Annotated in this window: 10 protein-coding genes; 4 read left to right on the top strand and 6 right to left on the bottom strand. The window is 53.0% G+C overall.

Going from position 1 to position 12,022, the window contains the following annotated elements:
• Genes yidD through rpmH form a run of 3 tightly spaced genes read right to left on the bottom strand, consistent with a single transcriptional unit; the run spans position 1 to position 790 of the window.
• Entirely contained in the window at positions 1 to 246 is a 246-nt protein-coding gene (yidD, locus tag AACY26_RS09785; RefSeq protein ID WP_339513479.1) for a membrane protein insertion efficiency factor YidD, read from the bottom strand.
• Entirely contained in the window at positions 239 to 640 is a 402-nt protein-coding gene (gene rnpA / locus AACY26_RS09780; protein WP_087518908.1) for a ribonuclease P protein component, read from the bottom strand. Before rnpA ends, yidD begins: the two co-directional genes overlap by 8 nt.
• A 15-nt stretch (positions 641 to 655) precedes the next feature.
• On the bottom strand, positions 656 to 790 hold the full coding sequence (rpmH, locus tag AACY26_RS09775) for a 50S ribosomal protein L34 (RefSeq protein ID WP_003213577.1): 135 nt from the start codon (positions 788 to 790) through the stop codon (positions 656 to 658).
• Between the two features lie 536 nt (positions 791 to 1,326).
• Between rpmH and dnaA the strand changes: the two genes are divergently transcribed.
• From dnaA to gyrB, 4 genes are read left to right on the top strand one after another with little or no spacing between them, the layout of a single operon-like run.
• Positions 1,327 to 2,808 (top strand): chromosomal replication initiator protein DnaA, encoded by a 1,482-nt coding sequence (gene dnaA, locus AACY26_RS09770; protein ID WP_339513477.1) that lies wholly within the window; start codon positions 1,327 to 1,329, stop codon positions 2,806 to 2,808.
• A gap of 31 nt (positions 2,809 to 2,839) precedes the next feature.
• Positions 2,840 to 3,943, top strand: a complete 1,104-nt coding sequence (dnaN, locus tag AACY26_RS09765) for a DNA polymerase III subunit beta (RefSeq protein ID WP_339513475.1) — start codon at positions 2,840 to 2,842, stop codon at positions 3,941 to 3,943.
• A gap of 8 nt (positions 3,944 to 3,951) precedes the next feature.
• Positions 3,952 to 5,055, top strand: a complete 1,104-nt coding sequence (gene recF, locus AACY26_RS09760) for a DNA replication/repair protein RecF (protein ID WP_339513473.1) — start codon at positions 3,952 to 3,954, stop codon at positions 5,053 to 5,055.
• 4 nt (positions 5,056 to 5,059) lie between these two features.
• Positions 5,060 to 7,477, top strand: a complete 2,418-nt coding sequence (gene gyrB / locus AACY26_RS09755; RefSeq protein ID WP_339513471.1) for a DNA topoisomerase (ATP-hydrolyzing) subunit B — start codon at positions 5,060 to 5,062, stop codon at positions 7,475 to 7,477.
• 95 nt (positions 7,478 to 7,572) lie between these two features.
• On the opposite strand, the gene AACY26_RS09750 is transcribed toward gyrB, so the two are convergent.
• Genes AACY26_RS09750 through AACY26_RS09740 form a run of 3 tightly spaced genes read right to left on the bottom strand, consistent with a single transcriptional unit; the run spans position 7,573 to position 11,999 of the window.
• On the bottom strand, positions 7,573 to 9,945 hold the full coding sequence (locus AACY26_RS09750; RefSeq protein WP_339513469.1) for an efflux RND transporter permease subunit: 2,373 nt from the start codon (positions 9,943 to 9,945) through the stop codon (positions 7,573 to 7,575).
• A 30-nt stretch (positions 9,946 to 9,975) separates the two neighbouring features.
• Entirely contained in the window at positions 9,976 to 11,172 is a 1,197-nt protein-coding gene (locus AACY26_RS09745; RefSeq protein WP_339513467.1) for a hypothetical protein, read from the bottom strand.
• On the bottom strand, positions 11,172 to 11,999 hold the full coding sequence (locus tag AACY26_RS09740) for an outer membrane lipoprotein-sorting protein (protein WP_339513465.1): 828 nt from the start codon (positions 11,997 to 11,999) through the stop codon (positions 11,172 to 11,174). The genes AACY26_RS09745 and AACY26_RS09740 overlap by 1 nt, the downstream gene beginning before the upstream one ends.
• Between the last annotated feature and the right edge of the window lie 23 nt (positions 12,000 to 12,022).

Raw genomic sequence — 12,022 nt, 5'->3', positions numbered from 1 at the left:
TTATTCGGCCATCGAAGAGGTACGGGATTTATTCGCAGGGGGAACCGGATCGTAGCCGCCGGGATTCCATGGGTGGCAGCGACCTAACCGACGCACGGTCAGCCAGCCGCCACGTATGACGCCATGATTTTCAATGGCTTCATACGCGTAGCAAGAGCAGCTTGGATAAAAGCGACAATGACTCGCCATCAGTGGGCTGATGGCGTAACGGTAAAACTGGATTGGAACTAGAGCCAGCTTACGCATTCGGTTTGTCACTCACCCCAGAAGGGACGGCTACTTCAGGGCTGGGTTTGCTGCGCGCAAGGCGTTTCCAGAGCTTGTTGAATTGCTGAGCAAGTTCAACATTCTCTAAATCGCCCAGGCCTTTACGCGCCACAATCACGATATCCCAACCGGTCAGGTTGTCCTGACTCTGGCGGAACGTTTCGCGAATCTGGCGTTTAAGGCGATTGCGTTCAACTGAGAGCTTTACGCTCTTTTTGCCGATCACCAAGCCCAAACGGGGATGATCTAGGTCGTTGTTGCGCGCAAGCAGCAGGACATTTCTACCCGGAACTTTACCGCTAGGGGAGTCGAAGACTGCCTTGAATTGCCGGGGAGTTAGCAAACGCTTGTCCCGGCTGAAGCCTCGACTCACCACAAGACAGAAAAATTAAACGGCGAGACGAGCACGGCCCTTGGCGCGGCGACGCGACAGGACAGCACGGCCGTTCTTGGTAGCCATGCGAGCACGGAAGCCATGGGTGCGAGCGCGTTTGATGGTGCTTGGTTGGAAAGTGCGTTTCATGGTGTGTTACCTGGTTGATCGACAACGGGCCGGAATGGCCCCCGTTTTAAGAGACCGGCGATTGTAGAGAAACCCGAGGGATAGGTCAATTTCCAACCAGCATGTCTTTCATATCTATTTGCCTAGAGATAAATAAAGAGAAGAGATTATTTAAAGATCTTTAGATATGTTTGTAATAACTACGCAGGCCAACATCTGTGCATAAGTCGCTGAAGGCCACTGCTGGTCATGCTCTCAGGCGATCACAACTTTGTCCACAAACCGTGCTGCAACTGTGTGGATGCAGCGCATAAGCTGAGGATGAAACAGGCTTTTATCCACAGATGGGGTTATCGATAGATTATGCCCAGGCTTATCCCAAGAGCTGAATGCAAGTTATCCACAGGGTTTTTGCATTCCCATCTGTCGCCTATTTTTTTCATTAAGGCATTGATTTTATATAGCCACTGGCATTTTTACGTGTGGATAACTCAGAGCCTGGCGGCTACAATAGCGGCTGATTTTGCCTCACCGCCTTTCGATCTTAGGGGATGTCAGTGTCTGTGGAACTTTGGCAGCAGTGCGTAGAACTTCTACGTGATGAACTGCCTGCTCAGCAATTCAACACGTGGATTCGTCCATTGCAGGTCGAAGCCGAAGGCGACGAGCTCCGTGTGTACGCGCCGAACCGTTTTGTACTCGACTGGGTCAACGACAAGTACGTGACTCGCCTGCTTGAATTGCTTTCTGAGCGTTCCGAGGGGCTTGTGCCTGCGCTTTCCTTATTAATAGGCAGCAAGCGCAGCTCCAAACCGCGGGCCGTTACCGTGCCTACACCCTCGCCTGCCTCTGTGGCTCCAGTTGCCCCCGAGGCTCCTGCCCAGGCCATGGCAGAGCCTCAGCCCGCGCCACAGGTTAATCCTGAGCGTTCGCGCTTCGATGGTTCAGCCAATACAGCGCCGGCTACCCAGCCGCCACGCACTGAGCGTGCGGTGCAGGTTGAGGGTGCACTCAAGCACACCAGTTACCTGAACCGTACTTTTACCTTTGATAATTTCGTTGAAGGTAAATCCAACCAACTGGCGCGCGCAGCTGCCTGGCAGGTAGCTGATAATCCGAAGCATGGTTATAACCCGCTGTTTTTGTATGGCGGCGTTGGCTTGGGTAAAACCCACCTTATGCATGCTGTGGGTAACCACCTGTTGCAGAAAAATCCGAATGCCAAGGTTGTGTACCTGCATTCCGAGCGTTTTGTCGCCGACATGGTCAAGGCGCTGCAGCTCAATGCAATCAACGAATTCAAGCGCTTCTACCGCTCGGTAGATGCATTACTGATCGACGACATTCAGTTTTTTGCCAAGAAAGAACGTTCTCAAGAAGAATTCTTCCATACTTTCAATGCCTTACTTGAAGGTGGCCAGCAGGTCATCCTCACCAGTGACCGCTATCCAAAAGAAATCGAAGGCCTTGAGGAACGTTTGAAATCGCGCTTCGGCTGGGGCCTGACGGTGGCTGTAGAACCGCCTGAATTGGAAACCCGCGTTGCCATCTTGATGAAAAAGGCTGATCAGGCCAAAGTAGATTTGCCTCACGATGCGGCCTTCTTTATTGCCCAACGAATTCGCTCCAACGTGCGCGAACTTGAAGGCGCACTCAAGCGTGTCATTGCCCACTCGCACTTTATGGGCCGTGACATTACGATTGAGCTTATTCGTGAATCGCTGAAAGACCTGCTTGCCCTGCAAGATAAGCTGGTCAGTATTGATAATATTCAGCGTACGGCAGCTGAGTACTACAAGATCAAAATTTCTGATCTGTTGTCCAAACGTCGTTCGCGTTCGATTGCGCGTCCAAGGCAGGTGGCCATGGCTTTGTCGAAGGAGCTGACCAACCACAGCCTGCCGGAAATCGGTGACGCCTTTGGCGGTCGTGATCACACCACTGTGTTGCACGCATGCCGTAAGATTGCTGAACTTAGGGAATCCGACGCGGATATCCGCGAGGACTACAAAAACCTGTTGCGCACACTGACAACTTAATACGCAACTCCACAAGGCAAGGGACTAGACCATGCATTTCACAATTCAACGCGAAGCCCTGTTGAAACCTCTGCAACTGGTCGCAGGCGTCGTGGAACGACGCCAGACCTTGCCGGTTCTGTCGAACGTGCTGTTGGTAGTTGAAGGCCAGCAGCTGTCGCTGACCGGTACTGATCTGGAAGTTGAACTGGTTGGCCGAGTAGCGCTTGAAGATGCTGCAGAGCCCGGTGAAATCACCGTGCCAGCGCGTAAGTTGATGGATATTTGCAAAAGCTTACCGAGCGATGCCTTGATCGACATCCGTGTTGATGAACAAAAGCTTTTGGTCAAGGCTGGACGCAGCCGTTTCAGCCTGTCCACATTACCGGCAAATGATTTCCCGACTGTTGAAGAAGGCCCAGGTTCGCTGACGTTCAACCTGGTGCAAAGCAAGTTGCGCCGTTTGATCGAGCGCACCAGCTTTGCCATGGCGCAGCAGGACGTTCGTTACTACCTCAATGGTATGTTGCTTGAGGTGCAAACCGGCATTCTGCGCGCTGTCGCAACTGACGGTCACCGTCTGGCCATGTGCTCGATGCAGGCTGAAATCGACAACGTTGAACGTCACCAGGTGATTGTTCCACGTAAAGGTATTCTCGAATTGGCTCGCTTGCTGACCGAACAGGATGGCACTGTTGGTATTGTTCTGGGCCAACACCATATCCGTGCGACCACTGGTGAGTTCACCTTTACCTCCAAGCTGGTTGACGGCAAGTTCCCAGACTACGAGCGTGTATTGCCTCGTGGGGGCGACAAGGTGGTTGTTGCTGATCGTCAGGGCCTGCGCGAAGCCTTCAGCCGTACCGCTATTCTGTCTAATGAAAAATACCGCGGTATCCGCCTGCAACTTGCTGCCGGTTTGCTGAAGATTCAGGCAAACAACCCAGAGCAAGAAGAAGCGGAAGAAGAAACTGCAGTTGATTACGATGGCAGCGCATTGGAAATTGGCTTCAACGTCAGCTACCTGCTTGATGTGCTGGGCGTGATGACAACCGATCAGGTGCGCCTGATTCTGTCTGACTCCAACAGCAGCGCATTGGTCCAAGAGGCTGACAACGACGACTCTGCCTACGTCGTTATGCCGATGCGTTTGTAATTCATTTAATGTCCCTAAGCCGCGTCAATGTCACCGCGGTGCGCAATTTGCACCCGGTGACACTTTCCCCCTCCCCGCGTATCAATATTCTCCATGGTGCCAATGGCAGCGGTAAAACCAGCCTGCTAGAAGCCATTCACCTGCTTGGCCTCGCGCGATCTTTCCGCAGTACGCGTTTGCTTCCAGTCATTCAATACGATCAACCCACCTGCACTGTTTTCGGACAGGTTCAGCTAGCGGATGGCCGCCAGACAAATCTGGGGGTTTCACGTCAGCGTCAGGGCGACTTTAAAATTCGTATTGATGGGGAAAACGCGCGCAGCGCTGCGCAACTGGCCGATGCACTGCCCTTGCAGTTGATTAATCCGGACAGCTTCCGTTTGCTTGAAGGTGCTCCAAAAATACGCCGGCAATTTTTGGATTGGGGAGTGTTCCACGTGGAACCTCGTTTTCTGCCTGCTTGGCAGCGCCTGCAGAAGGCGTTAAGGCAGCGGAACTCATGGCTGCGACATGGTACACTTGACGCCGCGTCACAAGCGGCCTGGGACCGTGAGCTGTGCTTAGCGAGTGACGAAATAGATGGCTACAGACGCGCTTATATACAGGCGCTCAAACCGGTCTTTGAACAGACGCTGAGCGAGTTGGTTGAGCTTGAAGGTTTAGCGCTCAGTTATTACCGCGGATGGGATAAAGAGCGTCCGTTGGTAGAGGTGTTGGCATCTACCCTGCTCCGTGACCAACAAATCGGTCACACACAAGCAGGGCCGCAACGCGCTGATTTGCGTTTGCGATTAAATGGACACAATGCTGCCGATATTCTTTCACGAGGGCAGCAGAAGTTAGTTGTTTGTGCTTTGCGTATTGCGCAGGGCCATTTGGTTGATCAAGCGAAGCGTGGTCAGTGTATCTATCTGGTGGATGACTTACCGTCAGAACTGGATGAGCATCACCGGCGTGCGCTTTGTAAGTTATTAGATGATTTGAACTGCCAGGTATTTATCACCTGTGTAGACCATGAATTGTTGCGGGAAGGCTGGCGCACGGACACGCCAGTTGCCATGTTCCACGTGGAACATGGCAGTATCACCCAGACCCACGACCACCAGGAGTGAAGGCATGAGCGAAAACCAAACGTACGACTCCAATAACATCAAGGTCTTGAAAGGCCTGGATGCCGTGCGCAAACGACCTGGTATGTACATCGGTGATACCGACGATGGCAGCGGCTTGCACCACATGGTGTTCGAGGTGGTTGATAACTCGATCGACGAAGCGTTGGCGGGTCATTGCAGCGAAATTACCATCATCATTCACCCTGATGAATCCATCACCGTGCGCGATAACGGCCGTGGCATTCCGGTCGATGTCCACAAGGAAGAAGGTGTCTCGGCGGCTGAGGTCATCATGACCGTATTGCACGCCGGCGGTAAGTTCGACGACAACAGCTACAAGGTTTCCGGTGGTCTGCACGGTGTAGGTGTTTCGGTTGTGAACGCCTTGTCCAAAGAATTGGTCATGACCATTCGCCGAGCGGGCAAAGTCTGGGAACAAACCTATGTGCATGGCGTGCCACAGGCTCCGATTGCGCCTGTAGGTGATACCGATACAAGTGGTACCCAGATCCACTTCAAGCCTTCTGAAGACACCTTCGCCAACATCCACTTTAGCTGGGATATCCTGGCCAAGCGTCTTCGCGAGTTGTCATTCCTGAACTCAGGCGTGGGCATCATGCTCAAGGATGAACGCACCGCCAAGGAAGAACTGTTCAAGTATGAAGGCGGTCTACGCGCGTTCGTTGAATACCTGAACCACAACAAGACAGCAGTGAACCAAGTGTTCCACTTCACCGTGCAGCGTGATGACGGTGTGGGTGTTGAAGTTGCCCTGCAGTGGAACGACAGCTTCAACGAGAACCTGCTGTGCTTCACCAACAACATTCCCCAGCGTGACGGTGGTACTCACCTCGCGGGCTTCCGCTCTGCCCTGACCCGTAACCTCAATGCCTATATTGAGCAGGAAGGCCTGGCCAAGAAGCACAAGATTTCAACCACTGGCGATGACGCCCGTGAAGGCTTGACCGCAATTATTTCGGTCAAGGTGCCTGATCCTAAATTCAGTTCGCAGACCAAAGACAAGCTGGTTTCTTCAGAGGTTAAAACCGCAGTTGAACAAGAGATGGGTAAATACTTCTCTGACTTCCTGCTGGAAAACCCCAATGAAGCCAAGGCTGTTGTCGGCAAGATGATCGACGCCGCCCGTGCCCGTGAAGCTGCACGTAAAGCCCGTGAAATGACGCGCCGCAAAGGTGCTTTGGATATTGCAGGTCTGCCTGGGAAACTGGCGGATTGCCAAGAGAAAGACCCAGCGCTTTCCGAACTGTACATAGTGGAAGGGGACTCCGCGGGCGGTTCTGCTAAGCAGGGCCGTAACCGCAAGACCCAGGCGATCCTGCCGCTCAAAGGTAAGATCCTCAACGTCGAAAAAGCACGTTTCGACAAGATGATTTCTTCTCAGGAAGTCGGCACGCTGATCACCGCTCTCGGCTGTGGTATTGGCCGCGATGAATACAACATCGACAAGTTGCGTTATCACAACATCATCATCATGACCGATGCTGACGTCGACGGTTCGCACATCCGTACCCTGCTCCTGACCTTCTTCTTCCGTCAGCTGCCGGAACTGGTTGAGCGCGGCTACATCTACATTGCCCAGCCGCCGCTGTACAAGGTCAAGAAAGGCAAGCAAGAGCAGTACATCAAGGACGACGAGGCCATGGAAGAATACATGACCCAATCAGCCCTTGAAGATGCCAGCCTGCACGTCAACGAGAACGCCCCAGGCCTCTCTGGTGAGTCGCTGGAGCGCTTGGTAAACGATTACCGCCTGGTGATGAAGACCCTCAAGCGTTTGTCGCGCCTGTACCCTCAGGAGCTGACTGAGCACTTTGTCTACCTGCCGGGCGTCAGCCTTGAGCAGCTGGCAAACAAAGCCTTGATGGAAAACTGGTTGGCCCTGTTCGAGGCGCGCTTGAAGGTCACCGAAAAATCCGGCCTGGTCTACAAAACGCGCTTGCACGAAGACACCGAGCGTCATTTGTGGGTGCCGGAAGTTGAGCTGATCTCGCACGGTAACTCGAGCTATATCATCTTCAACCGCGACTTCTTCGGCAGTAACGATTACAAGACCGTTACCAGCTTGGGCGACCAGCTCAACAGCCTGTTGGAAGACGGTGCCTACGTGCAGCGTGGTGAGCGTAAGAAGCCTGTTGCGACCTTCAAGGAAGCGCTTAACTGGCTGATGACCGAAAGCACCAAACGCCACAGCGTCCAGCGCTACAAAGGCCTGGGTGAAATGAACCCGGACCAACTCTGGGAAACCACCATGGACCCAGACGTGCGCCGTATGTTGAAAGTGCGTATCGAAGACGCCATCGCCGCCGATCAGATCTTCAACACCCTGATGGGCGACGAAGTAGAACCGCGCCGTGACTTCATCGAAACCAACGCCTTGGCGGTGTCTAACCTCGACGTTTGATGTTTGTTGTCGATGGTTTAGCCGATCCAATAAGAACCCCAGCTTAAAGCTGGGGTTTTTTTATGCTTGCAGCAGCTAAGTGAGACTGCCGGAGACTAAGCCTGAGCTGATAAAGCTATTTCATCAGGCCTTGGCTGAAAGGCTATCAATATTGCCGGGATAAACAGCAGGTCGAAGAGCAAGGCGACGACAATAGTGATCGATGCCATAAGGCCCATCCAGGCGTTGATCTGGAAGTCGGAGAATGCCAGGCAAGCAAAGCCGGCGGCTAAGGCAAAGGTCATGGTTATCATGCCGGTGCCCACCATGGCGAAGCTGTTTTCTACCGCTTCGTAGGCTGATTGCCCTTCCCTGCGTAAACGCGAATAAGTGGTCAGCATATGGATGGTGTCATCGACCACTACACCGAATGTTACCGAAGCCACGGTGGCCACAGCCATACCGACTTCACCCTTTACCAATGCCCAGACACCAAGGGTAACCAACGCTGGAATGAAGTTAGCCACGGTGCCAATAATGCTCAAGCTGAGCGAGCGGAAGGCAATGACGAATACCAACCATACCGCTAAAACACCAAAACCCATGCCCTTGAGCATTTCATGAATATTGCGATTGCCAATGTGGGCAAACAGCACTGAAGTACCGGTCGCCTGGGCAGAGTCAGCAATGATGGGAGTGTTGTTTTGCGCCCAGTTATACGCTTGAGTTTGCAGCTCAGCCATCCGCGCCGTGGACACATCAGAGAGATTTACCGATAGACGAGAGCTGAGTTTGTCGGCTGTTAATTGGTTTTTAAGGTCGGTGCCGAATGGCAATGACAACTCATAAAGCGCCAGGAATTGGCTGGAGACAGCGGCTGACGACGGCAACTGGTATTGGGTTTGAGCACCACCGTTCATAGCCCGATTCAGGGTCTTGATGATGTCGGGCAAACCATCGACATGGGTGACCCCGGGTTGCTGGCGAAGCCACTCGGAAAACTGTTCGACTTGTGTGAGGTAGGCAGGATCACTGATACCGCCCTCCTTTCCTGAATCAAGCGAAAACTCCAAGGTGTAGAAACCACCGAGTTCTTGATTGAGCAAATCTGTTGCCTGGCGAAATTCAAAGCTGTGATCAAAGTAGCGCACATAGCGGTCATCAAGGGTATTGGTGAAGGCAAGGACGCTCAGAGCAAGGGAAATCACACTGACACTCAGCAGAATCTTGCGCGGGTGTTTCATGACTACCGCGCAAGCACTGAGGCTCAAACGCTCCGCAGGAATAGCCTTGGCCGCTTTCCATGGCAGTACGCAGAGAAGTGCCGGGAGGAAGGTCAAGGTCAGCAGCCAAGCCATTAACGAACCCAGCGCGACAATAATGCCTAGATGAGCAAATGGCGGCACTGCACTAAATAGCAATGAGAGAAAACCAATTGCTGTGGTGATTGTGGTTAATGTCACGGCCCACCAGCATTCGACCAATACTGCTTTGACTGATTCCGTGCGAGATAAGCCTTCGCGACGTAGGCGCATCATGCCGGAACAGATGTGGATACAGTCGCAACAGGCGATGGTCAGAATTATATTGGGTGCGACAACGCTGGGGGACGATAAAGGTACACCCAGCAACGCGGCAATACCCAGCGCGCTGGTGGTTCCAAGGGCGATAACCGCGAAGGTTGCAAAAGAGCCAGCTGCCGAACGCAGCACCAGGAAAATAACGGCAAGCAGCACGATAACCATGCTGGGTAGAAGCACTGAACTGTCGTAGGTACTGGCTTCGACAAAGGCACTGTCCAAGGCAATTGAACCGGACAAGCCAAGATCCAGTTGTGGGTTGCTCTGTTTGAATTGCTCGGCAAGCCTTTGTGCTGCTTGCATGGACTGTGCTGTTTGCTCAGACACTGTGTCTGCGGCAAAACGGAAGTTAACCGCGACCAAGCCAAGACGTCCGTCTTGCGAAACCATACGACCAATAAGCATCGGCTCTAGCTTCGACATTGCCTTCAGTTGCCGCGCATCCGCAACTGATAACGGGTCACCGGTGCGCAGTAATTGATCGATATTAATGTCATCGCCAACAGCCTGGACGCGTTGAAAATTGGTCAGAGAATCAACACGCTTTACGTTGGGCAGGTTCCAGGCTTGATCGCTCAGTGTGCTGATGGCGTTTAAAGTAACCGGGGTGAATAAGTCGCCCTGCTGCGCCTTTATCACAAACACCAGGGTGTCATTACGGCCGTATACCTGCTCAAATTTATCGAGCGCAATCAGGTCGCTATTGTTATCTGCAAAGAAGATCCGGCTATCGCTGCGGAAGGTCAGTTGCGACATCCCTGCACTGAATACGATGGCCACCAGCAATGAAGCGATCAGTACTTTCCAAGGATTGGAAGTGACCCAAGTGGCGTAGCCGTGCAGCCAAACCATCATCCTTGCATGAAGCGTATTGCGTGGACCTTTCTCCACAGCATTTCCAGTATTCATGACGTATCACCATCCATGGAGCAAAAAGGGTTAGTAGTACCAGGCATAGCCAATCTTGAAGTATCCATCGTTGCGAAAGCCTTGCAGCGCTGGGTCCTTCTTGGCGTTATCGATTTTTATGAACGAAAGCGAGAGCACGCCATCGTTAAACATCCGGCGTGAGGCGCGCAGATCAATAAGGTTGGATTGCCACTCAAGATCATGGGTATTACGCAGTTCGAGCATCTGTCCGTTGAGGTCGTTGAAGCTATAGCGCACCCCGGTAAATACATCGCGTTGAAACGGCGTGACTGGTGCCCGGTCGGAACGGTCGTCGTGGTAGAACTCGGCATACAACGTCAGATCACCCAAGCCCCCAAGCCAACTGGTAAAGCTAGTTTCGGCCCCGACCCCGCCTCCGAAGAATGAATCTTCAGCCCCATCTTGATAAATCACCTCGGATTTGAAAACGCTGTCGCCATAGACGTATTGCGCCTCAAGTCCGGTTTGCTCAATGGTCTGATAATCAGCGGTAAAAGCATAAAGCCCGTTTCGATCTGCAAGTGCTTGCAGCACCGGCTCGCGGTCGTGTCCCTTGAACTGAGATATAGCGATATCGATACTTTCCCCCAGGCGGAATTGATAACGTGCAGCAAAGTCAGGGGCCCAGCGGCCCCGTTCATAATCGTCATCAACAATGGGTGCCGGGAGGATGCGTAAACGGTCTTTGCCCTCGCCAAATCGTCGTTCGCGGGCGTAGGTTGTGCCGTACAGAGAGAGTACGGAGTCATCAAGCTTAAACGCGGCTACAGCACCGGGTTGCCCAAGTTTTACCTTGCCCTGAAAGTCTTCAGCCATGTCCCGCTGATTGATGATATCCACCGGGCTCCAAGCTTCAAGCATGCCCCAGGTTTCCGAGAGCACACCGAATTTGTAATCGGCTTGAGCCTGGCTTATCCACACCGATGCCTGGCGTATATCGCCGGTTACGCTGTGTTGCCGGTCAGGCGCGATGCGTGCGAATGCGGAAAGATCATAACGATTGCCCGATTCGGATTGAGCTGCGAAGTTGATGTCTGCATAGCTTGAGCCGAGTACATCATTGTTGCTCTGCTCATCGTATAGCGGGGCGTCAGAGTACAGATTGGCCTCAACACCGACTGACCCGCGCACGCTAGCGGCGTGCACGGGGAGCAGACAACAAATCGCCAGCGCTCCGAGAAAGGCTGTTGATAAGTCTTTGCTCATCAGCGCGACCAGAACGCCATGCGGCTGTCTGTCAGGTCTGATTCTTTAAGGCCGGTTTTGAACCCGTAGTTGCTCCATTTGATTTCAGAGACTGAGTTGTCTCGCAGATTGGTCATGACGATCCGGTCTGGGCGCCAGTACTTGCCTTGATATTGTTTGTAGTCGTAGAAGTCCAAGCGCTTGAGTTCACGCCCGGCTTTGTCGAAATAAACAATGTTTCGCGGCTGCCAGATACGTGGGTCAATGGTTTCAACCAGTTTCGAGTAGCCGGAGTACTGGTACTTGGGAAAGTTGGCGATGGTGTGGCAGGTCGTTTGTGGCTCACCACAGGGTTGGTCTTTGATAAAGGCATAGGTGTAGCTGCTGAGTTCCCAGGTTGCGATGTCTTCGTAAGAAAACTCAGAACCACCGAATGAACCTGTTTTGTCGCGTGAGGCCAGGCGCTTGACCCGGTTCAACGCCGGCAAAAATATCCACTGATCATCCGGTGCACCCGGGTTGTTGTAGGTCAGAGAGACAAAACCTGCCAGGTCGCGCGGGGTTTCAAACACCACCAGACGCTTGTCGCCCGTTTTGGCTGACTCAAGGGTGTACATCTGAAAGCTACGGTCAGCAGTCGCGCCGCCAGGGCGTTTGATCGTCATGTTGCCGGTGGTTTTGTAATCGACAAATCCAGAGTCATTGTCATTAACCATATTGGCTATCTCGGTACCGCGCTTGACCGCCTCCGCGCTTGGAGCCGATGAGTCCGTTTGCGCGAATACAGCGGTGCTGATAGCGAGGGCCATGCCGGTGGCGAGCAGTGTCAGGGGTAATTTAATCTTCATAGCAGGCTTCCATGTCTGTGGAT

It is taken from the genome of Pseudomonas sp. RL_15y_Pfl2_60, assembly GCF_963970595.1.
Taxonomy (GTDB): Bacteria; Pseudomonadota; Gammaproteobacteria; order Pseudomonadales; family Pseudomonadaceae; genus Aquipseudomonas.
This window is presented reverse-complemented; position numbering and strand designations above follow the sequence as displayed.

What these genes read in the sequence shown, in the direction of transcription:
- yidD (WP_339513479.1), bottom strand. Translation starts at nt 246, where the DNA reads ATGCGTAAGCTGGCTCTAGTTCCAATCCAGTTTTACCGTTACGCCATC.
- rpmH (WP_003213577.1), bottom strand. Translation starts at nt 790, where the DNA reads ATGAAACGCACTTTCCAACCAAGCACCATCAAACGCGCTCGCACCCAT.
- dnaN (WP_339513475.1), top strand. Translation starts at nt 2,840, where the DNA reads ATGCATTTCACAATTCAACGCGAAGCCCTGTTGAAACCTCTGCAACTG.
- recF (WP_339513473.1), top strand. Translation starts at nt 3,952, where the DNA reads ATGTCCCTAAGCCGCGTCAATGTCACCGCGGTGCGCAATTTGCACCCG.
- gyrB (WP_339513471.1), top strand. Translation starts at nt 5,060, where the DNA reads ATGAGCGAAAACCAAACGTACGACTCCAATAACATCAAGGTCTTGAAA.
- AACY26_RS09750 (WP_339513469.1), bottom strand. Translation starts at nt 9,945, where the DNA reads ATGAATACTGGAAATGCTGTGGAGAAAGGTCCACGCAATACGCTTCAT.
- AACY26_RS09745 (WP_339513467.1), bottom strand. Translation starts at nt 11,172, where the DNA reads ATGAGCAAAGACTTATCAACAGCCTTTCTCGGAGCGCTGGCGATTTGT.
- AACY26_RS09740 (WP_339513465.1), bottom strand. Translation starts at nt 11,999, where the DNA reads ATGAAGATTAAATTACCCCTGACACTGCTCGCCACCGGCATGGCCCTC.